Consider the following 23,897-nt stretch of genomic DNA (forward strand, 5'->3'; position numbering starts at 1 on the left):
CGTGACGCTATACCAAGCCACCCCGAGTGATGTCCTGAATGTCGCCGAGCTGACCTCGGAGGAAAGCCGCGCCACGGCGACCCCGATGATGGAGCAGTATATCGAGATCAAGGCCGCCAATCCGGGCAGCCTGCTCTTCTATCGCATGGGCGATTTCTACGAGCTCTTCTTCGAGGATGCGGTCGATGCCTCCCGTGCCCTCGGCATCACGCTGACGAAGCGGGGCCAGCATCTCGGTCAGGATATCCCCATGTGCGGCGTGCCGGTGCATGCGGCCGATGATTACCTGCAGAAGCTGATCACGCTCGGCTTCCGCGTCGCCGTCTGCGAACAGGTCGAAGATCCGGCCGAAGCCAAGAAGCGCGGCTCGAAGTCGGTGGTGAAGCGTGATGTCGTGCGGCTCGTCACGCCGGGCACGCTGACCGAGGAAAAGCTCCTCTCGCCCTTCGAATCCAACTATCTCATGGCGCTCGCCCGCATCCGCGGCGGCTCCGCCCCGCAGCTGGCGCTCGCCTGGATCGACATCTCCACCGGCATTTTCCGCCTGGCCGAGACGACCGAAACCCGCCTGCTCGCCGATATCCTGCGCATCGAGCCGCGCGAGCTGATCGTGCCGGACACGCTCTTCCACGATGAAGAGCTGAAGCCCGCCTTCGACGTGCTCGGCCGTGTCGTCGTGCCACAGCCGGCGGTGCTCTTCGACAGCGCCAGCGCCGAGGGCCGCATCGCCCGCTACTTCGGCGTCGGAACGCTGGATGGCTTCGGCGCCTTCTCCCGCGCTGAAATTGCCGCGGCCGCCGCCGCTGTCGCCTATGTCGAAAAGACCCAGATCTCCGAGCGCCCGCCGCTCGGTCTCCCCGAACGCCAGAACGCCGCCTCGACGCTCTTCATCGACCCGGCCACCCGCGCCAACCTCGAACTGGTGAAGACGCTGTCGGGCGAGCGCAACGGCTCGCTCCTGAAGGCGATCGACCGCACCGTCACCGGCGGTGGCGCCCGTCTGCTCGCCGAACGCCTGATGTCGCCGCTGACCGATCCGGAGGCCATCGCCGAGCGTCAGGATTCCATCGCCTTCCTCATGGCCGACGGCCTGCTTGTCGACCGCCTGCGCGATGCCCTGAAGCGTGTACCCGACATGCCGCGCGCACTGTCCCGTCTGGCACTCGATCGCGGTGGCCCGCGGGATCTCGGTTCCATCGTCGCCGGCCTTGCCGCCTCCGCCGAAGTTGGCCGTCTGCTCGATCCTGCGGGCCTCCCGAAGGAACTCACGGAGGCCTTGGCCGATCTCGCAGCCCTTCCCGCCGATCTGGCTCCGAGCCTCGCATCGATGCTGGCCGACGAATTGCCACTCCTGAAGCGCGATGGCGGCTTCCTGCGCGATGGTGCAATTCCTGAGCTCGACGAACTGCGCGCACTGCGCGACCAGTCCCGCCGTGTCATCGCCGGCCTGCAGCTGCAATATGCCGAGGAAACCGGCATCAAGTCGCTGAAGATCAAGCACAACAACGTGCTCGGCTATTTCATCGAAGTCACCGCCGGCAATGCCGGCCCGATGACCGACACGGACGAGGCGAAGTCCCGCTTCATCCATCGCCAGACCATGGCCAATGCCATGCGCTTCACGACGACGGAACTCGCCGATCTCGAAAGCCGCATCGCCAATGCCGCCGGCCAGGCGCTCTCGCTCGAACTGGCCGCCTTCGACCAGATGGTGTCTCAGGTGATTGCCGCTGCCGAGCCGATCAAGGCCGCAGCAAGGGCGCTCGCCGTGATCGATGTCGCCGCCGGTCTTGCTGCTCTAGCAGAGGAGCAGGGCTATTGCCGCCCGCTGGTCGATGACAGCAGGATGTTCGCCATCACCGCCGGCCGCCATCCGGTTGTTGAGCAAGCACTGCGTCGCCAGGCTGCAAGCCCCTTCATCGCCAATGACTGCGATCTGTCGCCCCACGATACCAAAGGCCCCGGCGCCATCTGGCTGCTGACCGGCCCCAACATGGGCGGTAAGTCGACCTTCCTGCGCCAGAACGCGCTGATCGCCATCCTCGCCCAGATGGGCTCCTTCGTGCCCGCCGGTGCCGCCCATATCGGCGTGGTCGATCGCCTCTTCTCCCGCGTTGGCGCCTCCGACGATCTGGCGCGCGGCCGCTCGACCTTCATGGTCGAGATGGTCGAAACGGCGGCCATCCTCAACCAGGCGACGGATCGTTCGCTGGTCATCCTGGATGAAATCGGCCGTGGCACGGCCACCTTCGACGGCCTCTCCATCGCCTGGGCTGCCGTCGAGCATCTGCATGAGGCCAATCGCTGCCGCTCGCTCTTTGCCACCCATTTCCATGAGCTCACCGCACTCTCGGAACAACTCGCCCGCATGTCGAACGTCACCATGCGCGTCAAGGAATGGGACGGCGACGTCATCTTCCTGCATGAGGTTGGCCCAGGGGCTGCCGACCGCTCTTACGGCATCCAGGTCGCCCGTCTCGCCGGCCTGCCGGCCGCCGTTGTTGCCCGCGCCCGCGAGGTTCTGACACGGCTTGAAGACAGCGATCGCAAGAACCCCGCCGCCCAGCTGATCGACGATCTGCCGCTCTTCCAGGTCGCTGTGCGCCGCGAGGAGATTCAGAAATCAGGCCCTTCCAAGGTCGAGGAGGCGCTCCGCTCACTCGATCTTGACGACCTCACGCCTCGCCAGGCGCTCGACGCGCTCTATGATCTCAAGAAACAACTTGGCAAGCCTTGATCGGTAGAGTGCCTGTCAATCGCGCCCGAAAGGCGCTATAGCGCCCCCAATCCCGGCCGATTCCCGGGTTCAAGAGATGATGCCGCTCCCATGGCCAAAGCAGACCTCGCCTTCGACGACCTCCTCGACATCGACGCGCTGCAAGCGTCCTGCAAAACGGTCGCCGAGGCCGGCTGCGGCAATATGCTGGAGACCCGTTCGAAGCTCCTGCCGATCCTGAAGAAGGCTTCCGCCGATGCGCGCGAACAGGCGCGCCTGAAGCTCTTCGAGGATGGCAGCGGGATGAACTGCGCCAACCGCATCTCCTGGATCCAGGACCAGCTGATTTCGGTGATCTTCGATTTCGCCCGAACCCATGTCTATCCGAAGGATACGAACGGCCTCTCCGTTGCGGCCGTCGGCGGTTACGGCCGCGGCACGCTGGCGCCCGGCTCCGATATCGATCTGCTCTTCCTGCTGCCGGCCAAGGCAGGCCCCGCCATGCACAAGGCGGTGGAATTCGTGCTCTATCTGCTCTGGGATGTCGGCTTCAAGGTTGGTCACGCCACCCGCACGGTCGAGGAATGCATCCGCCTGTCGAAGTCGGACATGACGATTCGCACGGCGATCCTCGAAACCCGCCATATCTGCGGCGACGAAGCGCTCGTTACCGAGCTGCAGCACCGCTTCGACCAGGAAGTGACGACCGGAACGGCCCCCGAATTTATCGCCGCCAAGCTTGCCGAGCGCGACGAGCGCCACCGCAAGGCCGGCGACAGCCGCTACCTCGTCGAGCCGAACGTCAAGGAAGGCAAGGGTGGCCTGCGCGATCTCCAGACACTCTTCTGGATCGCCAAATACAATTACCACGTCCGCGACACGGACGAACTCGTACGCCTCGGCGTGCTCTCCCGCGCCGAGTGGCGCCTCTTCCAGAAGGCCGACGACTTCCTCTGGGCCGTCCGGTGCCACATGCATTACCTGACGGGTAAGCCCGAAGAGCGGCTTTATTTCGATATCCAGCCGGAGATCGCCAAAAGCTTAGGCTACCAGGCCCGACCGGGTCTCTCCGCCGTCGAACGCTTCATGAAGCATTACTTCCTGGTGGCCAAGGATGTCGGCGATCTCACCCGCATATTTGCCGCCGCCCTCGAAGACCAGCAGGCCAAGGCCGCTCCCGGCATCGGCGGCATGCTCGGCCGCTTCGCCAATCGCCCCCGCAAGATCCCCGGCGCCAGTGAATTCATCGATGATCGCGGCCGCATTGCACTTGCCGATCCCGGTGTCTTCAAGAAGGACCCGATGTCGATCATGCGCCTCTTCCATGTGGCGGATCTGAACGGCCTCGAATTCCATCCGGATGCGCTGAAAGCCGTCACCCGCTCGCTGTCGTTGATCGACCATGATTTTCGCGAAAGCGAGGAAGCAAACCGTCTCTTCCTGTCAATCCTCACCTCGCGCAAGGATCCGGGCTTCATCCTGCGCCGCATGAACGAGGCCGGCGTGCTCGGCCGCTTCATGCCGGAATTCGGCAAGATCGTCTCGATGATGCAGTTCAACATGTATCATCACTACACTGTCGACGAGCATCTCATTCGCACTGTCGAGGTGCTCTCCGAGATCGACAAGGGCAAGGCGGAAGAAATCCATCCGCTCGCCAACAAGATCATGCCGGAGATCGAGGATCGCCAGGCGCTCTATGTCGCGGTGCTGCTGCACGACATCGCCAAGGGCCGCCAGGAGGATCACTCGGTGGCCGGCGCCAAGGTCGCCCGCAAGCTCTGCCCGCGTCTCGGCCTTTCGCCCAAACAGACCGAAATGGTCGTCTGGCTGATCGATCAGCATCTCCTGATGTCCATGGTCGCCCAGACCCGCGATCTGCATGACCGCAAGACGATCACCGACTTTGCCGAAAAGGTGCAGTCGCTCGACCGGCTGAAGATGCTGCTGGTGCTAACGATCTGCGATATCCGCGCCGTAGGCCCCGGCGTCTGGAACGGCTGGAAGGGCCAGCTTCTGCGCACGCTCTATTATGAGACCGAGCTTCTGCTCTCCGGCGGCTTCAGCCAGGTCTCCCGCAAGGAGCGCGCCAAGCATGCCGCAGAGCAGCTTTCCAAGGCGCTGGAAGGCTGGAGCCAGAAGGATCAGCGAACCTATACCAAGCTGCATTACGAGCCCTACCTTCTCTCGGTCGACCTCGAAGATCAGGTCCGCCACGCCCATTTCATTCGCGAATCGGACAGGGCGGGCAAGGCGCTCGCCACCATGGTGCGCACCCACCAGTTCCACGCGATCACCGAAATCACCGTGCTCTCACCCGACCACCCGCGTCTCCTGTCGATCATCGCCGGCGCCTGTGCGGCTGCCGGAGCCAATATCGCCGACGCGCAGATCTTCACGACCTCGGACGGTCGCGCACTCGACACGATCCTGATCAACCGCGAATTTCCGATCGATGAGGACGAGATGCGCCGTGCCGCCACGATCGGCAAGATGATCGAGGACGTGCTCTCGGGCCGCAAGCGGCTGCCGGAAGTCATTGCCACGCGCTCCAAGGGCAAGAAGAAGAACAAGACCTTCCCGGTCCAGCCGGACGTGCGTATTTCCAACGCGCTCTCCAACAAGTTCACCGTCATTGAAGTCGAATGCCTCGACCGCATCGGTCTTCTGGCGGAAATCACCGCGGTGCTCTCCGACCTCTCGCTCGATATCCATTCGGCCCGCATCACCACCTTCGGTGAAAAGGTCATCGACACCTTTTACGTCACCGACCTTGTCGGCCAGAAGGTGACCAACGAAAATCGCCAGGCCAACATCGCCAATCGCCTGAAGCCGGTGATGACCGAACAGCCCGACGAGTTGAAGGACAACATGCCATCAGGAATCATCGCGCCACCGCCGCGCGTTACCCCTGCGCCCCGCAAGGCGCGCGCCTGACATGAGCCTCGTCAAGAAATTCATGACGGTCGGCGGTGCGACGCTCGGCAGCCGCGTCTTCGGCTTCGCCCGTGAAACGCTGATGGCCGCCGCACTCGGCACAGGCCCCGTCGCCGACGTCTTCTATGCCGCCTTCCGCTTCCCCAATCTCTTCCGCCGTCTCTTTGCCGAAGGCGCCTTCAACGCAGCCTTCGTGCCCCTGTTTGCCAAGGAGATCGAAGCGAACGGCATCGATGGCGCCAAGCGCTTCTCCGAAGAGGTCTTCGGCGTTCTCTTCTCCGTGTTGATGATCCTCACCATCGGCATGCAGCTCGCAATGCCGCTCCTGGTCGAATGGATCATCGCCCCCGGCTTTGCCGACGATCCGGAAAAGTTCGGGCTGACGGTGCGGCTCGCCATCGTCATGTTCCCCTATCTGATGTGCATGTCGCTGACGGCCATGCTGAGCGGCATGCTCAATTCGCTGCATCATTTCTTCGCCGCCGCCATCGCGCCCGTCTTCCTCAATGTGCTGATGATCAGTGCTCTCGGCTGGGCGCTCTGGACCGGCGCCGATCCCGCCGCCACCGCCTGGGCTCTCTCCTGGTCGGTGCTGGGCGCAGGCCTCCTGCAGATGGCGGTCGTCTATCTCGGCGTGCGCCATGCCGGCATCCGCCTGTCCTTCAAGCGTCCGCGCTTCACGCCCAACGTCAAGCGCCTGCTGGTGCTCGCGATCCCCGCTGCCGTCACCGGCGGCATTACCCAGATCAACCAGTTGATCGGCCAGGCCATCGCCTCGGGCAAGGAGGGCGCCATCGCCGCCCTGCAATATGCCGACCGCATCTATCAGCTGCCGCTCGGCGTCGTCGGTGTCGCCGTCGCCGTCGTGCTCCTGCCGGAGCTCGCCCGTGCGCTGAAAAGCGGCCACATGAAGGAAGCGGGAAATCTTCAGAACCGCGCGATTGAATTCGTGCTGTTCCTCACGCTTCCGGCCGCCGCCGGCATCTGGGTTCTCTCGGATGAAATCATCCGCGTGCTCTATGAGCGCGGTGCCTTTTCCGAACAGAACACCGCGGTAGTTGCCTCGATCCTGGCGATCTATGGCCTGGGCCTTCCGGGTTTCGTGCTGATCAAGGCCCTGCAGCCGGGATATTATGCCCGCGAAGACACGAAGACGCCCATGCGCTTCACTATGATCTCGGTGGTGATCAACACCGGCCTCGCGGTGACGCTTTTCCCGATCTTCGAAGAAAGCGGGATCGCCATCGCCGAAGCCGCTGCCGGCTGGACGAACACTGTCCTGCTCCTCTCCGTGCTGCTCTGGCGTGGCCATCTCGTTATCGAGCGATCGCTGATCACCCGCACGCTCCGCCTGCTCGTTGCGTCCGCCGTCATGGCGGCCATGCTGGTCTATCTCTCTGGCCGCTGGTCTGCCTGGCTCACGCCGCAGAGCCCTCTGTTCGACCAGCTGCTCGCCCTCGGCGGTCTGATTGCGCTCGCCATGCCGGTCTATTTCGGCGTCGCCTTTGCCATCGGTGGTGCCGATCTCGGCATGATCAGGCGCAACTTGAAGCGCAAGCCGAAGTCAGCCGGGCCGACGGATGCAGGAACAGGCGCCCCGGATCAGCAATAGGTCCAGGTCCGCTTCGGCCCGATGTCAACATGCACGATGCCGTTGCAATAGCGCCCGATGCCGCCGATCCCTGGCGCAGTGCGCGCCGCCGCCACGATCTGCTTCTCCGGCACGCCCGGAACCCGGATATCGGCGGCGAAACAGTGGCTGTGCTGGGATTTGCCCGAGCGCGGGCGGTGGCCGGAGGTCACGATCGGCTTCTTGCCGGTCTTCTTGGCGATATGCGCAAGAATTCCCTTCAACTCGTCGGGGAAACAGCTGGCGCGAACGCTCACCCGCTGCAGAGTATAAGCGACCGTCGTGTCATGCTTCATGAAGAAGGGACGCTTCTTGGTCTCGACCGCCTCCACCGGGGAGAGCAAGCCGATGGAAAGGACGCAGCCGAGCGCGACGCGAAACAATGTGCGCATGAGTGACCTTCTGGAATGAGTTTGTTGTTTTTGGCGATCCAGATCGCCTGCGGAGGTTTTTTATTCCTGCAAATGTGGCGAATTTGGTGCGCCATGCTCAATTGATAGCTTTAGGGAGCGCCGCAGGGCGGTGGCGTCCAAGGCGGTTGCACACGAAACCGTTATCTAACCCTCTCGATTCAGGGAGGAAAAACCCGTAGGCGTGATGTCAGACGCCGCTGCGTCACAGATCGAACCGAAAGTCTTCGTTGATGAGCCGAAGCAGCCTTTTTCTCGTCTCCCTGGTCGTCGACACCTATGATCGCGCGAAGTCATTCTACTGCGACGGCCTCGGTTTCGACTGCGTGGAAGACACGGTTCAACCCGAGGGCAAGCGCTGGCTGGTGGTCCGCCCAAGGGGCGGGGAGGGCGCGGCCCTCTTGCTCGCCGAAGCCACGGACGATGCCCAGCGCGCGGCAATCGGCAACCAGACCGGCGGCCGCGTCGGCTTCTTCCTCGAAACTGATGATTTCGCCCGCGACCACGCCCGCTTCCTCAAGGCAGGCGTCGTCTTCCAGGAAGAGCCGCGCCACGAGCCCCATGGCACCGTCGCCGTCTTTGCCGATCTCTACGGAAATCTCTGGGATCTGATCGAGCGGACGAAGCTCTGAGCGCGAAAGTGAGCGCTTGATTGCGCCCCGCCCGCCGTGCATAAGCCCAGACCGACACGATCAGTAGATCGGGCCCTCCACCAGCCTGTTGAGGATAACAATGACTGAGTTCAAGCCGCTGGTTTTCTCCGGCGTACAGCCGACCGGCAACCTCCATCTCGGCAACTATCTCGGCGCTATCAGAAAGTTCGTCGCCCTGCAGGAAAACAACGACTGCATCTACTGCGTCGTCGACATGCACGCGCTGACCGCCCAGCTGGTGCACGAGGACATGCCGAGCCAGATCCGCTCGATCACCGCCGCCTTCCTCGCTGCCGGCATCGATCCGAAGAAGCACATCGTCTTCAACCAGTCCCAGGTGCCGCAGCATGCGGAACTCGCCTGGATCTTCAACTGCGTCGCCCGCATCGGCTGGATGAACCGGATGACCCAGTTCAAGGACAAGGCCGGCAAGGACCGCGAGCAGGCCTCGCTCGGCCTTTACGCCTATCCGAGCCTGATGGCCGCCGATATCCTCGTCTACCGCGCCACGCATGTGCCCGTCGGTGACGACCAGAAGCAGCATCTGGAGCTTGCCCGCGACATCGCCATGAAGTTCAACCTGGACTTCCACGACAAGATCGTCCCCACCGGTCTCGGGATTGACATCAAGGTCGGCGAAGAGCCGGTGCATGCTTATTTCCCGATGGTCGAACCCTTGATCGACGGCCCGGCGCCCCGCGTCATGAGCCTCAAGGACGGCACCAAGAAGATGTCGAAGTCGGATCCGTCCGACCTCTCGCGCATCAACCTGATGGACGACCAGGACGCGATCTCGAAGAAGATCCGCAAGGCCAAGACCGACCCGGACGCGCTTCCGAGCGAAACGGAAGGCCTGAAAGGCCGTCCCGAAGCCGACAACCTCGTCGGCATCTTCGCGGCCCTTGCCGACAAGTCCAAGGCAGACGTGCTAGCCGAATTTGGCGGCCAGCAATTCTCGGTCTTCAAACCGGCCTTGGTCGATCTCGCCGTCGAGGTTCTCGCCCCGATCAACGCCGAGATGCGCCGTCTGATGGAAGACCCTGGCCACATCGATGCGGTTCTGCGCGACGGTGGCGAACGCGCCCGTGTTCGTGCCGAAAAGACCATGAACGAAGTCCGCGACATCATCGGATTCGTGCGATAAGGTCACCATGCAGGCGGGTTCGCCCGGAGCCCGCCTACGCCACATGTAATCGATCCGGCGGCGGGGTTTTCTATGGTTTCAACACGTCTCTCACGTCTTGAAGGTCACCGCCGCAAGTTCATGGCGGTCATCGACAACACCCCGGAATGCTCGCGCGCCGTCCATTATGCCGGCCGCCGCGCCAAGAATTCCAACGGTGGACTGGTCCTGATCTACGTGATCCCCGATGGCGATTTCCAGCAATGGCTGGGCGTCGAGGAGATCATGCGGGCGGAGGCCCGGGAAGAGGCCGAGGCCGTGATGGCAAAGGCCGCCCAGACGGTGCGCGAAACGATCGGCATCGAGCCCGAACTGGTCATCCGCGAAGGCAGCGCCTATCCCGAGATCAACAGCCTGATCGAGGAAGACCGCGACATCGCGATCCTGGTGCTGGCTGCCGGCTCCACCAAGGAAGGTCCGGGTCCACTCGTGTCCATGATCGCTGGTCGCGGCGCCGCTTTCCCGATCCCCGTCACGGTCTTGCCGGACTCGCTGACCGACGAGGAAATCGACGCCCTGTGTTGATCTTTTGCCGCGACCGGTCGATCGTGACTTGAACTGCCGGGCCGGAAGCCTTAACTTTTGAAGAATTCTAAATTTGAGCGGTGAGAGCGCCGCGCGGAGATCGCCATGTTCATCCAGACCGAAGCCACGCCGAACCCCGCCACCCTGAAGTTCCTGCCCGGCAAGGTGGTGATGCAGACGGGCACGGCGGAATTTCGCGACGCCGAAAGTGCTGCCGCCTCGCCGCTTGCCTCCCGCATTTTCGCGATTCCCGGCGTCACCGGCGTCTTTTTCGGCTACGATTTCGTCACCGTCTCCAAGGACGGCCCGGAATGGCAGCACCTCAAGCCCGCCATCCTCGGGACCATCATGGAGCATTTCATGAGCGGTGCCCCGGTCATGGGCACAGCCTCGACCTCGGCAGAGGTTGATGGTGACGAAGAATTCTTCGAGGCCGGCGACGAGACCATCGTCGCGACCATCAAGGAACTGCTCGAAACCCGTGTGCGCCCGGCCGTGGCCCAGGATGGCGGCGACATCACCTTCCGCGGCTTCCGCGACGGCAAGGTCTTCCTCAACATGAAGGGTTCTTGCGCCGGTTGCCCGTCGTCCACGGCAACCCTGAAGCACGGCGTGCAGAACCTGCTCCGCCACTTCGTTCCGGAAGTGCAGGAAGTCGAAGCGGTCTGATCGGCCGGACGGGAGACAAGATGATCGTTCTTGCGATCGATACGGCGGGTGTGGATTGCGCAGCCGCCGTTTTTGACTCATCCACCGACACCGTGCTTGCGCGCGTCAGCGAAACCATCGGCCGCGGCCATGCCGAACGGCTGATGGCGATGATCGAGGACGCCGTGACGAGCGCTGGCCTGAGCCTGGACAAGGTGGACAAGATCGGCGTCACCGTCGGCCCTGGTTCCTTCACCGGCATCCGTGTCGGCGTCGCTGCCGCCCGTGGCCTGGCCCTTGCGCTCGGCATCGAATGTGTCGGCGTCTGCACGCTCGAAGTCCTCGCCCGCACAGCGCCGGAAGGCGATGCCCCGGTACTCGCCGGCATCAACGCCCATCGCGAAGAAGTTTACGTCCAGACCTTCCGCAATGGGCTGGCTCTGGACGAACCGGCCCTTGTTACGCTGGAGGATTTCCTCGCCCGCGCAGCTGTTGCCGGAACCCAGGTCATCGGCTCAGCGTCCGCTCTGATCGCCGATCCCGAAGCCGTCACCGAACCCGATCACTACCCGATCGACATCGTCGCCCGCATTTCAGCAACGACGAAAGCTCAGGGCAAGGCCAAACCGCTCTATCTGCGCGGACCTGATGCAAAACCGCAGACGGGTTTTGCCGTATCGAGAGCCTGACATGCGCGACAGCCTGTTCTACCGCCAGCCCGAATTCGAAATCGTAGAAATGGTGCCGGATCACTGCCGCGCCGTCGCCGAACTCCACGCCCAGCGCTTTCCCCGCGCCTGGGGCGATGGTGAGTTTTTAAGCCTGCTGCTTCAGCCCAACACCTTCGGTTTCGCTGCCTGGCAGACGAACACGCTGATCTTCAAGGCGCCGCTCTCGGGTTTCGTGCTCGCCCGCGAAGTTGCCGGTGAAGCCGAGATCCTGACCATCGCGGTCGGCGAAAAGGTCGGCCGTTTCGGTCTTGGCTGGCGCCTGATGCAGGCCGCCACCCGTGAGGCGAAAAATCGCGGCGGCGAGGCCATCTTCCTTGAAGTCGATGATGGCAATGCCCCGGCCTTGGGTCTCTACCGCAAGCTCGGTTTCGAGACGGTGGGCGAACGCCCCGCCTATTACACCGACGACAGTGGTCGCCGGACCTCCGCGCTTGTCATGCGCCGCGATCTTCGCTAACCCGGCGATTGCACGAACCGATCATCTGCGGATATGCTGACCTTATGAACGATGCCATGAAATCGCTGGAAGCGCTGTGTGCCGAACGCGGCATGCGCATGACCGAACAGCGCCGTGTCATCGCCCGTATCCTGGAGGATTCCGACGATCACCCCGATGTCGAAGAACTCTATCGTCGCTCCTCAAAAATCGACGCCAAGATCTCCATCTCGACGGTATATCGCACAGTCAAACTCTTCGAAGACGCCGGCATCATTGAGCGCCACGATTTCCGCGACGGTCGGTCCCGCTATGAAACGGTCCCCGAAGAGCACCACGATCACCTGATCGATCTGAAGACCGGCACCGTCGTTGAATTCCATTCGCCGGAAATCGAGGCTCTGCAGGAACGCATCGCCCGCGAACACGGCTTCCGCCTCGTCGGCCATCGCCTGGAGCTTTACGGAATCCCCCTGTCGAAGGACGAGAAATAGTCCATGCAATCCGGTGAGGGCCTCGGCTTCGTCAACGGCCTGCGGATCGCCGTGATGGCGGTTGTTCTGCTGCTGGTCTCGCTGGTCCTCATTACGCTTCAGCTTGTGGCTCTGCGTTTCGATTGGCCCCTGCGCCGCCGCCTGCCGCGCCATTGGCACCGCATTGCCCTCTATTGCCTCGGCATCCGCGTTCATGCGCATGGGACTCTCGACCCGCGCCGTCCCCTGATGATCGCCGCCAACCATGCGTCATGGAAGGACATCCTCGTCCTCGGCTCGCTGGCGGACGTCGTCTTCATCGCCAAGACCGAAGTCTCCTCCTGGCCGGTCTTCGGCACGCTCGCCCGCCTGCAGAAGACGATCTTCGTCGTGCGCGAAGAAAAGCGTCGCACCGGTGATCAGGTGAACGAGATCGCCGGCCGCATGGCCGATGGTGAAATTGTCGTACTCTTCCCCGAGGGCACCACATCGGACGGCAACCGCGTGCTCTCCGTCAAGTCGTCCCTGTTCGGCGCGGCTGCCGCCGCCTTGCCGAAGGATGCGGAAAACGCCGTCGTCCATGTCCAGCCAGTGGCCATCGCCTATACCCGCATCCAGGGCCTGCCCATGGGCCGCTATCATCGCCCGATCGCTGGCTGGCCCGGTGATATCGGCATGATCCCCCATCTGCTCGGCGTCCTCAGGGCCGGCGCGCTGGATGTCGACGTCACCTTCGGCGAGACTGTCGACTTCCGCCCCGGCGACAACCGCAAGAGCCTCGCCAGCCATGTCGAGAGCCGCCTGCGCGACATGCTGCTGGCCCATCTGCGCGGCCGCCACCGGCGTTGAGCGGGTTCTTCGCCAATTTTTCGGTTTAATCGCCGGCGGAAAACCACTAAATAGCCCGCATGACCCAGGACATCCTCGACTTGCCGACCCAACAGGCGCCGGGCGCCAACACGCGCAAGGTCTTCATCAAGACCTATGGCTGCCAGATGAACGTCTATGACAGCGGCCGCATGGCCGATGCCCTGGCGGCCGATGGTTATGCCCCGACCGAAGTCATGGAAGAGGCCGACCTCGTTCTGCTCAACACCTGTCACATCCGCGAAAAGGCAGCCGAAAAGGTCTATTCCGCCCTCGGTCGCCTGCGCGAGCACAAGAAGGCCCGTGCCGCCGAAGGCAAGGAATTCATGATCGGCGTCGCCGGCTGCGTCGCCCAGGCCGAAGGCGAGGAAATCTCCCGCCGCGAACCCGCCGTCGATGTCGTGCTCGGTCCCCAGACCTATCACCGCCTGCCGCAGGCCTTGCAGAAGGCGCGTTTGGGCGAGCGTGTGGTCGATACGGAATATGCCCTCGAAGACAAGTTCGAGCATCTGCCCGATCCGACCAAGGTCATCGGCAAACCCCGTTCCGTCACCGCCTTCCTCACCGTCCAGGAAGGCTGCGACAAGTTCTGCACTTTCTGCGTGGTGCCCTATACCCGCGGCTCGGAAGTCTCCCGCCCGCTCTCCCAGCTTCTGACGGAAGCCCGCAAACTGGTCGATTCAGGCGTGCGCGAACTCACCCTGCTCGGCCAGAACGTCAATGCCTGGCACGGCGAGGATGAGAAGGGCAGGGCGATCGGCCTTGGCGATCTTCTCTATCGGCTGGCCGAAATTCCCGGCCTCGCCCGCCTGCGCTACACCACCAGCCATCCGCGCGACATGGACGACCGCCTGATCGAGGCGCATCGCGATCTGCGCATGCTGATGCCCTATCTGCATCTGCCGGTGCAGTCGGGCTCCGACCGCATCCTCAAGGCGATGAACCGCCGCCACAAGGCCTCCGAATACGTCGCCCTGATCGAGCGCATCCGCTCCGTCCGCCCCGATATCGCGCTCTCGGGCGATTTCATCGTCGGCTTCCCCGGCGAAACGGACCAGGATTTCGAAGACACGATGAATTTGGTGCGCACAGTGAACTATGCGCAGGCTTATTCGTTTAAGTACTCAACCCGTCCCGGAACGCCCGGCGCCGATCTGCCCGATCAGGTCGCCGAGGACGTGAAGACCGAACGCCTGGCGCGCCTCCAGGCATTGCTGCTCGAACAGCAGCAGGCCTTCATGCAATCCCTGGTCGGGCGCCAGATGGATGTGCTCCTTGAGAAGCCTGGCCGCATGCCCGGCCAGTTGATTGGACGCTCCCCCTGGCTGCAGTCTGTGAATCTTGATGCAAAGTCATCGCAAATCGGTGACATTATACAGGTACGAATCACCGCAGCCGGCCCAAACAGCTTGTTTGCCGAGGTGGCAGAGGGTTAGAGTGAGGGCCTTAACCTGATCCAGGAGCCTGATCGCTTGAACGCAACAGAAGTGGTTTCTTCACCCTCGCGCCACATCAAAACCGCTGCGACCGACGCCAATCACTTCATCTTGACGTTCGAGAACAACAGGCTGGCGAGCGAACTCTTCGGCCAGTTCGACCAGCATCTGAAGCTGCTCGAACAGCGGCTGCAGATCGAAGCCCGGGCCCGCGGCAATTCCGTGGCGATCACCGGTGAACTGCAGGCGACCAACCAGGCCCGCCGGGCACTCGATTTCCTCTATGCCCGTCTGCAGAGCGGCGGTTCGGTCGAAGCCTCCGACGTCGAGGGTGCGATCCGCATGGCGGTCGCTGCCGACGATCAGCTGAGCCTGCCGACGCTCGAGCGCAAGGCCCGCCTGTCCATGGCGCAGATCTCCACCCGCAAGAAGACCATCGCCGCCCGCACCCCGACCCAGGACGCCTATATGCGCGCGCTGGAACGGGCCGAGCTGGTCTTCGGCGTCGGTCCCGCCGGCACGGGCAAGACCTATCTCGCGGTCGCCCATGCTGCCCAGCTTCTCGAGCGCGGCGTTGTCGACAAGATCATCCTGTCGCGCCCGGCCGTGGAAGCCGGCGAACGTCTCGGCTTCCTGCCCGGCGATATGAAGGACAAGGTCGATCCTTATCTGCGCCCGCTTTACGACGCGCTCTACGACATGATCCCCGGTGACAAGGTCGAGCGCGCCATCACCGCCGGCGTCATCGAAATCGCGCCGCTCGCCTTCATGCGCGGTCGCACGCTCGCCAATGCCGCGATCATTCTCGATGAGGCCCAGAACACCACCTCGATGCAGATGAAGATGTTCCTGACCCGCCTCGGCGAGAACGGGCGCATGATCATCACCGGCGACCCGAGCCAGGTCGACCTGCCACGCGGTGTCACCTCCGGCCTGGTCGAGGCCCTGCAGGTGCTGAAGGGTGTGGAAGGCGTCTCGGTCGTACGCTTCAAGGATACCGACGTTGTGCGCCATCCGCTGGTCGGCCGCATCGTTCAGGCCTATGACGCCAAGTACAAGGTACAGGATGAAAGCGAGCAGGCCGAATCCTGACGGCCAGCTTCCACTCGATATGACGCAACTGGACATACAGATCGCCGTCGAAGCTGACGGATGGACCGATGAGACGGCGCTGGAGGCCCTGGCCTCCCGCGTGCTCGGCGCGGCGGAAACCTATCTCGCCAAAGTCGAGGGACAGCCCTTTCCGAAACAGCCAACGGAAGTCTCTCTCGTCTTCGCCGATGACGAGATGATCCGCGAGGTCAATGCGGAATGGCGCAACAAGGACAAGCCGACCAACGTCCTGTCCTTTCCCGCCTTTCCGCTGACCCCCGGCAAGATGCCTGGCCCGATGCTCGGCGATATCATCATCGCCCGCGAGACGGTGGAGCGCGAGGCCGTCGAACTGGAGAAAAGTTTCGAGGATCATCTGACCCACTTGATGGTTCATGGATTCCTCCATCTTTTCGGTTACGACCACATCGAAATGGAAGACGCCGAGGAAATGGAAGCGCTGGAGACTCGCATTCTGGCGGAACTTGGCCTATCTGACCCCTATGCGGGGCAGGACCCCATCTGATAGTTTGGACCAATGAGCGACTTTGTGACAAGAACGGCCCCCGAGGCCAATGATGGACCGGAAGGTTCGTCGTCCGACGAGGGCAGTAGTCCTTCGCGAGCGGAAAGCTCGAACCGAAACTCAACCTCCTTCTGGGCGCGCCTCGCCCGCATCCTGAAGCCGTCGTCATCGACGAGCCTGCGCGAGGACTTGACCGTCGCGCTGAAGGCGGATGCGAGCCTGGGCGAAGCCTTCACGCCCGAAGAACGGGCGATGCTGCACAACATCCTGCGCTTCCGTGAAGTCCGGGTCGAAGACATCATGGTGCCGCGCGTCGATATCGAGGCGGTTGACCAGAGTGTGACGATCGGCGAACTGATGACCATCTTCGAGGTCTCCGGCCGTTCGCGCATGCCCGTCTATGCCGAAACGCTCGATGATCCCCGCGGCATGGTTCATATTCGCGACCTTCTCTCCTATGTGACGAAGCAGGCCCGCAGTCGCCGCCGCGCGCCCGCCCGTGCTGCTGCAAACGGTGCCGTCAATGGTGCCGACAAGGTCGAAAAGACCGATAAGGCGGCGAAGTCGAAGATCGATTTCGATCTCTCCCGCATCGATCTGTCGAAGACGGTCGCCGAAGCCGGTATCATCCGCTCCATCCTCTTCGTGCCGCCGTCGATGCTGGCCTCCGACCTGATGAGCCGGATGCAGGCTGCGCGTACGCAGATGGCACTCGTCATCGACGAATATGGTGGCACCGACGGCCTCGTTAGCCACGAGGACATCGTCGAGATGGTCATCGGGGATATCGACGACGAGCATGACGATGAAGAAGTCATGTTCAGCCGCATTTCCGACGACGTCCTTGTGGCAGACGCCCGGGTCGAACTCGAGGAGATCGCGGAAGCCATCGGCCCCGATTTCGACATCAAGGACCGCCTGGAAGACGTCGACACCCTGGGCGGCCTGATCTTCTCGGCCCTCGGCCGCATTCCGGCCCGAGGCGAAGTCGTCCAGGCACTGCCGGGCTTCGAGTTCCACATTCTCGACGCAGATCCCCGCCGCATCAAACGCGTGCGCGTCACCCGCAAAAGGGCTGCCGCCCGACGCCGCTCCACCAAGGGCGAGAGCGAAATCCGTGGCGATGAGATCGAAGCCGCTAAGACGCGCGCGCAACCGAAACCGGCCGGGCCGGCCAAGGCACCGGCTCCCCAGGCGACGGAGGTCAAGCCGCGCGCTTCGAGGGCCGAGCCGAAACCCCGCCGCACCAAGCTGCCGACAGCACCTGCGCCAGCGACCGATCCCGTCGTGCCCGCTTCGGCAGACGTGGTCCCCTTGCCCGCATCTGCAACCCCGCCGACACCCGCTGCGCAGGCCGGTCACACATCCCCTGCGGACGGCAATAAGTCTGCTTCGGGTACGTAACCACGTGGCTGGCGAAGACCGCGACATCCGCACGGAAGTTTGAAACACTGCCGGGCGGTTGATTCGCGGTAGCGGAGGGGTGTGCATGGAACGATTGGCCGGCAGGATCTTGCTGCTCGGGGGATGGCGACGCGCAGGGCTCGCTCTCTTCGCGGGCGCGATCGGCGCTCTCGCCATGCCGCCATTCGGCGTCTTCGCGGCCATGTTCGTCTCCTTCACCCTGCTTGTCTGGCTTCTCGACGGCTCGACCGGTAACCCAGAACGCAGCGGGACCCTCAATCTGCGCGCCGCCTTCGTCACCGGCTGGCTCTTTGGCCTCGGCTATTTTGTCGCCGGCCTCTGGTGGTTGGGCAATGCGCTCCTGGTTGATGCTAGCGGCTTTGCCTGGGCAATCCCGCTCGCTGTCCTCGGTCTGCCGGCCATGCTCGCCATCTTCTACGGCTTCGCCGCCATGCTCGCCCGCCTCGTCTGGTCTGACGGCATGGGCCGGATCGCAGCTCTGGCCTTCGGCTTCGGCCTTGCGGAATGGTTGCGCGGCACGCTCGCCACTGGTTTTCCCTGGAACGCCATCGGTTATGCCGCCATGCCCGTGCCGCTGATGATGCAGTCGAGCTATGTGCTCGGCCTGTTCGGGGTTACTGCACTGTCTGTCTTCGTCTTTGCCGCGCCCGCTCTGCTCGGAACCCGCAGAGGCTTGGTGCCCGGCCTGCTGATCGCCGTGCTCCTCTCTGCAGCACATCTAGGATATGGCGGCTGGCGCCTCTCTTTCGCACCACCGGACACGACAGAGCAGAGGCAGATCAGCGTCCGCCTCGTTCAGCCGGCGATCGACCAGGCGCAAAAAATGGAGAATTCGGATCGCGTCGGCATCTTTGAGAAGCATCTAACGCTGACATCTGCGCCGCCGGCCGAAGGGCAAAAGAGACCGGACGTGATTGTCTGGCCGGAAACCTCCGTGCCCTTTATCCTGACTGAAAATCCGGACGCCCTGGTCCGCATCGGAGACGTGCTCCAGGATGGTCAGGTGCTGATTACCGGTGCGGTGCGTGCTGAGGAACGCGGCGCGGGCCTGCCGCCGCTCTACTATAATTCCATCTACATGATCGACGACAAGGGCCAGATCCTGTCGGCCAGCGACAAGGTGCATCTGACGCCGTTCGGCGAATATGTGCCCTTCGAGGATGTGCTCCGCCGCTTCGGCGTCGAAGAGCTGATCAGCCTGCCCGGTGGCTTCTCGCCGGCAGCCAGCCGGTCGCCGCTCACTCTTCCCTCGGGCATCTCCTTCTACCCGCTGATCTGCTACGAGGCGATCTTTCCCGGCGAAATTCCGCCGGATTTGGCAGGTGCAAACGCCATCCTCAACATCACCAATGACGCCTGGTTCGGCGCAACGCCTGGCCCCTACCAGCACTTCCTGCAGTCCCGCTTGCGGGCGGTGGAGCGCGGTGTTCCGCTCTTGCGTGATGCCAATAACGGTATTTCTGCCGTGATTGATGCGCATGGTGAGGTTGTCGACGGGCTTTCTCTAAACGCATCAGGCGCACTCGATACAACCCTGAGCATAGGTTCTGTCCCGAAATGGAACAATTTTGACCACAACCTAAACTTTTGGTTGATCCTAGGAAGTCTTGGTTTCGTGGCCTTCATTTCTAGTCTGGGTTTTATTAGGCGAATGAATTGACCAAAAACCCCTAAAATTGCATAGTGGCTCCGACCGTGAGTCTGCAAGTATGCTGGAAGATCATCGACGACGAGTACAACGTATCGTAATGGTTGGGCGGGCATGGGGTTATGGTCGAAACGCCAACACATTTGTCAGGACGACATTAATGATCGAGAACAAGAAGAAGCCGAACCCGATTGACATCCACGTGGGTAGTCGGATTCGCCTTCGTCGCACGATGCTTGGCATGAGCCAGGAGAAGCTTGGTGAAAGCCTCGGCATCACATTCCAGCAGATTCAGAAATACGAGAAGGGGACCAACCGTGTTGGTGCAAGCCGCCTCCAGAATATTTCGAATATTCTGACCGTCCCGGTTTCCTTCTTCTTTGAAGACGCGCCGGGCGAACACGCATCGTCTTCAACCGGCATGGCCGAAGCCTCAAGCTCCAACTACGTTGTGGACTTCCTGTCCTCCTCCGAGGGCCTGCAGCTCAACCGCGCTTTTGTCAAGATTACCGACCCCAAGGTCCGCCGTAAGATCGTCGATCTCGTCAAGGCTCTCGGAGCCGAAGCGGATACTGAGTGATCGCTGGATGACCCAAAAAAAAAGCGGTCCCCCCGGGCCGCTTTTTTTTCGCCTTGTGGAGAAAAAGTTTACTCACATAAAGATATATTTATGTCGTTGTGTTCTTGTCATCGAAACTTGAACTGGGTAACGATGCCGCCATCCATACTTTGAGGGGAATCCCGATGCGCGCCAACTATCTCTTCACCAGCGAATCCGTATCCGAAGGTCATCCGGACAAGGTTTGTGACCGCATTTCCGACGAGATCGTCGATCTCGTCTACCGGGAAGCGGCCAAGACCGGGGTTGATCCCTGGACGGTGCGCATCGCCTGCGAAACCCTCGCCACCACCAATCGCGTCGTCATTGCCGGTGAAGTCCGCCTGCCGCCGAGCCTGATGAAGACCGACAAGAACGGCAACGAGGTTATCAACCCTGCCAAGTTCAAGTCCGCCGCCCGCAAAGCGATCCGCGATATCGGCTACGAGCAAGACGGCTTCCACTGGAAAACCGCCAAGATCGACGTGCTCTTGCACTCCCAGTCCGCTCACATCGCTCAGGGCGTCGACAAGGCAGCCGATAGCTCCAACAGTGAAGGCGCCGGCGACCAGGGCATCATGTTCGGTTACGCCTGCAAGGAAACGCCCGACCTTATGCCGGCGCCGATCTATTATTCCCACAAGATCCTGCAGTTGCTCTCCGCCGCCCGCAAGAAGGGCGAAGGCGACGTCGGCAAGCTCGGCCCCGACGCCAAGAGCCAGGTCACGGTCCGCTACGTCGACGGCAAGCCTGCCGAGGTCGCTTCGATCGTCCTCTCGACCCAGCATCTCGACGAGAGCTGGGATTCCAAGAAGGTCCGCCAGGTCGTCGAACCCTTCATCAAGGAAGCCCTGGGCGAGTTGAAGATCGCCGACGACTGCGCCTGGTACATCAACCCCACCGGCAAGTTCGTCATCGGCGGCCCGGATGGTGACGCAGGCCTCACCGGCCGCAAGATCATCGTCGACACCTATGGCGGTGCAGCTCCTCATGGCGGCGGTGCCTTCTCCGGCAAGGACACGACCAAGGTCGACCGTTCTGCCGCCTATGCCGCGCGTTACCTCGCAAAGAACGTCGTCGCCGCCGGTTTCGCCGACCGCTGCACGATCCAGATCTCTTATGCCATCGGTATCGCCCAGCCGCTGTCGATCTATGTCGATTTGCACGGCACCGGCAAGGTCACCGAGGACGAGGTCGAGGCCGCGCTTCGCAAGGTCATGGATTTGTCCCCGTCGGGCATCCGCCGCCATCTTGACCTGAACAAGCCGATCTATGCTAAGACGTCCGCCTATGGCCATTTCGGCCGCAAGGCTGGCCGCGACGGCTCTTTCTCCTGGGAGAAGCTCGATCTGGTCAAGCCGCTCAAGGACGCTCTCAAGGCTTGAAGGTGACATGACGGACGCGGAACGCAAGACGAGGTCGACCGAAGCCTTCTTCGGTCGACGCAAGGGCAAACCGTTGCGCGAGCAGCAGGTTGGGCGCATGGAAACCATCCTGCCCGAGCTCAAGGTTGACCTGAACTCTGCCGTCCCTGCTGACCTCAAATCGCTCTTTCCCTTGCCCGTGGAGAAGATCCGCCTCGAAATCGGCTTCGGCGGTGGCGAGCACCTCGTTCACCGAGCCCGCACCAACCCGTCGACCGGCTTCATCGGGGTCGAGCCCTTCGTCAACTCCATGGCAAAGCTCTTGGCCGTCGTGGAGGCTGAAGGTCTGAAGAACATCCGGGTCTACGACGACGACGCGACGCAGTTGCTCGATTGGCTGCCGGAAGGCCAGATCGACCAGATCGATCTGCTTTATGCCGATCCCTGGCCGAAGAAGCGCCACTGGAAGCGGCGTTTCGTCTCCCAGGTCAATCTCGAACGTTTCCATAAGGTCTTGAAACCGGGCGGCACCTTCTGCTTCGCCTCCGATATCGACACCTATGTCAATTGGACGCTGCAGCATTGCCGCGATCACGGGGGCTTCGAATGGACGGCGCGCAATTCGACCGACTGGCTGACGCCCTATGACGGCTGGCCGGGCACGCGCTACGAGGCCAAGGCCCGCCGCGAAGGCCGTTCCTCGGCCTATCTCACCTTCATCCGGCGCTGATGAAGCGTCAGCCTGCGCTGACGCTCTTTCCATACGTCATGCCGCTCAGTGCAGCGAAACGGTCTTCAGATCGTCCTCGGCCGCCTTGAAAAAGGTGCTCGAGCGATTGTCGGTCAAAAGGATCGGCGTGCCGTCGGCGGCAAACAGGGCCCACAGATCGAGCGTCGGGTCGATCTCCGGCGCTTCGGGAAAACAGCGCGTCACCTCGTCGGATTTCATCTTGCGAATATAGCCCACTTCGCCGGCTCCGAGATGAGCCAGTTCGGATTGCGTCAGGCGCGCTGAAGCTTCTTTCAGTAACATTCCGAGCCTCCACATTGGGGGAGAGGCGGCAAACCATGCCGCACCCCTCATTCTGCGGCCGAGATGTTAATTTTCCGTACCAGATGGACCGGTGCCATGCGGATGATGTCGATCGAGAGCAGTCCGTTGCGCAGGCTGGCGCCCGTCACTTCCATGCCGTCTTCCAGCCCGAAAACCCTTTGAAACTGGCGTGCCGCGATGCCGCGGAAGAGAAAATCCTGCTCTTCCCGTTCGGCCTGCTTGCCGGTGATCGAAAGCTGCCCGCCCTCGATCGTCACGTCCAGTTCGTCCTCGCCGAAGCCCGCGACCGCAAGCGTGATTCGCAGCCGGTCCTGTCCCTTGTCGGAGGGCAGGCGTTCGATGTCATACGGCGGATAGCCGTCGCTTCCGCGTGGCCGCCGGAGCGGAACGCCCTCGGCGAGACTGAAGGTGATGATCAACCCCTCGGCGGGAAGTCGGCTTCGGCTCATCTGATCCTCTGTTTGCGCAACCGGCCGAAGCCGGTTTTTCTCCGCCCGAATATGGGGAGTGTCGTGCGGCGCGACAAGCGGTCGAATGCTTGACAAACGCCATTCGGATCGCCAAGCCTCGCGCTTTCGCTATCAGGACATCCCATGACAGACCCCCGCAAAATCATTATCGACACGGATCCCGGCCAGGACGATGCAGCGGCCCTCATGCTCGCCTTTGCAAGCCCGGACGAACTGAACCTTCTCGGCATCACGACGGTCGCCGGCAATGTGCCGCTCTCCTATACGAGCCGCAACGCCCGTATCGTCTGCGAACTCTGCGGCCAGCAGGATCGCGCCGTCTATGAAGGCGCCGAGCGGCCGATGGTACGCCCCCTTGTCACCGCCGAGCATGTGCATGGCAAGACCGGCCTCGACGGCGCGGTCCTGCCGGAACCGACGATGAAGGTGCAACCGCAGCACGGGGTCGATTTCATCATCGATACCATCCGCCGCGAGCCGGAAGGATCCGTCACGCTCTGCACGCTCGGCCCGCTCACCAATATCGGGCTCGCTCTCCAGAAGGCACCGGACATCGCGCCCCGCGTGAAGGAACTGGTGATGATGGGCGGCGGCTTCTTCGAAGGCGGCAACATTACGCCTGCCGCCGAATTCAACATTTACGTCGATCCCCATGCCGCAGCCGCTGTCGTCGGTTCCGGCATCCCCGTCACCATGATGCCGCTCGACGTCACCCACCAGTTGATGACCACCAAGGCCCGCGTCGCCCGCATCGCCGAAATCGGCACCAGGCCGGCCGCAACCATGGTCGAATGGCTGCAGTTCTTCGAACGCTTCGACGAGGAGAAATACGGGTCTGACGGTGGTCCGCTGCATGATCCGACTGTCATCGCTTACCTTCTGAAGCCGGAACTCTTCAGCGGACGCCACTGCAACGTCGAGATCGAGCTGCAATCCGAACTGACGGTCGGCATGACCGTCGTCGATTGGTGGCGCGTGTCCGGCCGCAAGCCGAACGTCCAGGTCATGCGCAACGTCGATGCCGACGGCTTCTTCGACCTGCTCATCGAGCGTTTCGCCCGTCTCTGAACGCGCT

22 protein-coding genes and 1 pseudogene are annotated in these 23,897 nt (G+C 62.5%); 20 read left to right on the forward strand and 3 right to left on the reverse strand.

Annotation, left to right across the window (positions count from 1 at the left end; genetic code table 11):
* Positions 1–85 precede the first annotated feature (85 nt).
* The 3 genes from mutS to murJ all read left to right on the forward strand — a co-directional run bounded on the left by mutS (position 86) and on the right by murJ (position 7,265).
* Positions 86–2,737 (forward strand): DNA mismatch repair protein MutS, encoded by a 2,652-nt coding sequence (gene mutS, locus FJQ55_RS01760; RefSeq protein WP_246085112.1) that lies wholly within the window; start codon positions 86–88, stop codon positions 2,735–2,737.
* Positions 2,738–2,827: 90 nt separating this feature from the next.
* Positions 2,828–5,653 carry a [protein-PII] uridylyltransferase gene (locus FJQ55_RS01765; protein ID WP_140826012.1) on the forward strand — a complete coding sequence of 942 codons (2,826 nt, stop codon included), beginning with the start codon at positions 2,828–2,830 and terminating at the stop codon, positions 5,651–5,653.
* Position 5,654: 1 nt separating this feature from the next.
* Entirely contained in the window at positions 5,655–7,265 is a 1,611-nt protein-coding gene (murJ, locus tag FJQ55_RS01770) for a murein biosynthesis integral membrane protein MurJ (RefSeq protein ID WP_140826013.1), read from the forward strand.
* On the opposite strand, the gene FJQ55_RS01775 is transcribed toward murJ, so the two are convergent.
* On the reverse strand, positions 7,256–7,675 hold the full coding sequence (locus tag FJQ55_RS01775) for a YcbK family protein (RefSeq protein ID WP_140826014.1): 420 nt from the start codon (positions 7,673–7,675) through the stop codon (positions 7,256–7,258). The two genes, murJ and FJQ55_RS01775, sit on opposite strands and share 10 nt — an antisense overlap.
* Before the next feature lie 251 nt (positions 7,676–7,926).
* Between FJQ55_RS01775 and FJQ55_RS01780 the strand changes: the two genes are divergently transcribed.
* From FJQ55_RS01780 to trmB, 16 genes and pseudogenes are all read left to right on the forward strand, one after another.
* Positions 7,927–8,325 carry a VOC family protein gene (locus FJQ55_RS01780; protein WP_140826015.1) on the forward strand — a complete coding sequence of 133 codons (399 nt, stop codon included), beginning with the start codon at positions 7,927–7,929 and terminating at the stop codon, positions 8,323–8,325.
* A 100-nt stretch (positions 8,326–8,425) separates the two neighbouring features.
* Positions 8,426–9,490, forward strand: coding sequence for a tryptophan--tRNA ligase (trpS, locus tag FJQ55_RS01785; protein ID WP_140826016.1), 1,065 nt, complete (start codon positions 8,426–8,428; stop codon positions 9,488–9,490).
* Positions 9,491–9,562: 72 nt separating this feature from the next.
* Entirely contained in the window at positions 9,563–10,054 is a 492-nt protein-coding gene (locus FJQ55_RS01790; protein WP_113378943.1) for a universal stress protein, read from the forward strand.
* A gap of 105 nt (positions 10,055–10,159) precedes the next feature.
* The gene (locus tag FJQ55_RS01795; RefSeq protein ID WP_140826017.1) at positions 10,160–10,723 is read left to right on the forward strand and encodes a NifU family protein; all 564 of its coding nucleotides are present in this window, start codon (positions 10,160–10,162) and stop codon (positions 10,721–10,723) included.
* A 20-nt stretch (positions 10,724–10,743) separates the two neighbouring features.
* The gene (gene tsaB / locus FJQ55_RS01800; protein ID WP_140826018.1) at positions 10,744–11,391 is read left to right on the forward strand and encodes a tRNA (adenosine(37)-N6)-threonylcarbamoyltransferase complex dimerization subunit type 1 TsaB; all 648 of its coding nucleotides are present in this window, start codon (positions 10,744–10,746) and stop codon (positions 11,389–11,391) included.
* A 1-nt stretch (position 11,392) separates the two neighbouring features.
* Positions 11,393–11,890, forward strand: coding sequence for a GNAT family N-acetyltransferase (locus tag FJQ55_RS01805; RefSeq protein ID WP_140826019.1), 498 nt, complete (start codon positions 11,393–11,395; stop codon positions 11,888–11,890).
* A gap of 44 nt (positions 11,891–11,934) precedes the next feature.
* Positions 11,935–12,363 (forward strand): Fur family transcriptional regulator, encoded by a 429-nt coding sequence (locus FJQ55_RS01810; protein ID WP_140826020.1) that lies wholly within the window; start codon positions 11,935–11,937, stop codon positions 12,361–12,363.
* Between the two features lie 3 nt (positions 12,364–12,366).
* The gene (gene olsA / locus FJQ55_RS01815) at positions 12,367–13,191 is read left to right on the forward strand and encodes a lyso-ornithine lipid O-acyltransferase (RefSeq protein ID WP_140826021.1); all 825 of its coding nucleotides are present in this window, start codon (positions 12,367–12,369) and stop codon (positions 13,189–13,191) included.
* Positions 13,192–13,250: 59 nt separating this feature from the next.
* Positions 13,251–14,645: a tRNA (N6-isopentenyl adenosine(37)-C2)-methylthiotransferase MiaB gene (gene miaB / locus FJQ55_RS01820; protein ID WP_140826022.1), complete on the forward strand. Its 1,395-nt coding sequence runs from the start codon at positions 13,251–13,253 to the stop codon at positions 14,643–14,645.
* Between the two features lie 36 nt (positions 14,646–14,681).
* The gene (locus tag FJQ55_RS01825; protein WP_140826023.1) at positions 14,682–15,737 is read left to right on the forward strand and encodes a PhoH family protein; all 1,056 of its coding nucleotides are present in this window, start codon (positions 14,682–14,684) and stop codon (positions 15,735–15,737) included.
* Between the two features lie 19 nt (positions 15,738–15,756).
* A complete protein-coding gene (gene ybeY / locus FJQ55_RS01830; protein ID WP_140826024.1) occupies positions 15,757–16,263 on the forward strand; it encodes an rRNA maturation RNase YbeY in 507 nt (168 codons plus the stop codon).
* 12 nt (positions 16,264–16,275) lie between these two features.
* A pseudogene (locus FJQ55_RS01835) lies at positions 16,276–17,358 on the forward strand (hemolysin family protein); the annotation flags it as partial.
* 394 nt (positions 17,359–17,752) lie between these two features.
* The gene (gene lnt, locus FJQ55_RS01840; protein ID WP_140826026.1) at positions 17,753–19,348 is read left to right on the forward strand and encodes an apolipoprotein N-acyltransferase; all 1,596 of its coding nucleotides are present in this window, start codon (positions 17,753–17,755) and stop codon (positions 19,346–19,348) included.
* Between the two features lie 148 nt (positions 19,349–19,496).
* Positions 19,497–19,916 carry a helix-turn-helix domain-containing protein gene (locus FJQ55_RS01845; RefSeq protein WP_140829036.1) on the forward strand — a complete coding sequence of 140 codons (420 nt, stop codon included), beginning with the start codon at positions 19,497–19,499 and terminating at the stop codon, positions 19,914–19,916.
* A gap of 164 nt (positions 19,917–20,080) precedes the next feature.
* Complete coding sequence (gene metK, locus FJQ55_RS01850; protein ID WP_140826027.1) at positions 20,081–21,319, forward strand: methionine adenosyltransferase; 1,239 nt, start codon at positions 20,081–20,083, stop codon at positions 21,317–21,319.
* 7 nt (positions 21,320–21,326) lie between these two features.
* Entirely contained in the window at positions 21,327–22,028 is a 702-nt protein-coding gene (trmB, locus tag FJQ55_RS01855) for a tRNA (guanosine(46)-N7)-methyltransferase TrmB (RefSeq protein ID WP_140826028.1), read from the forward strand.
* A gap of 45 nt (positions 22,029–22,073) precedes the next feature.
* On the opposite strand, the gene FJQ55_RS01860 is transcribed toward trmB, so the two are convergent.
* On the reverse strand, positions 22,074–22,331 hold the full coding sequence (locus FJQ55_RS01860) for a BQ00720 family protein (protein WP_140826029.1): 258 nt from the start codon (positions 22,329–22,331) through the stop codon (positions 22,074–22,076).
* Between the two features lie 47 nt (positions 22,332–22,378).
* Complete coding sequence (locus FJQ55_RS01865) at positions 22,379–22,801, reverse strand: Hsp20 family protein (protein ID WP_140826030.1); 423 nt, start codon at positions 22,799–22,801, stop codon at positions 22,379–22,381.
* 144 nt (positions 22,802–22,945) lie between these two features.
* Between FJQ55_RS01865 and FJQ55_RS01870 the strand changes: the two genes are divergently transcribed.
* Entirely contained in the window at positions 22,946–23,890 is a 945-nt protein-coding gene (locus FJQ55_RS01870) for a nucleoside hydrolase (protein WP_140826031.1), read from the forward strand.
* Positions 23,891–23,897: the final 7 nt, after the last annotated feature.

The sequence above is a fragment of the Rhizobium glycinendophyticum genome (genome assembly GCF_006443685.1).
Lineage (GTDB): Bacteria > Pseudomonadota > Alphaproteobacteria > Rhizobiales > Rhizobiaceae > Allorhizobium > Allorhizobium glycinendophyticum.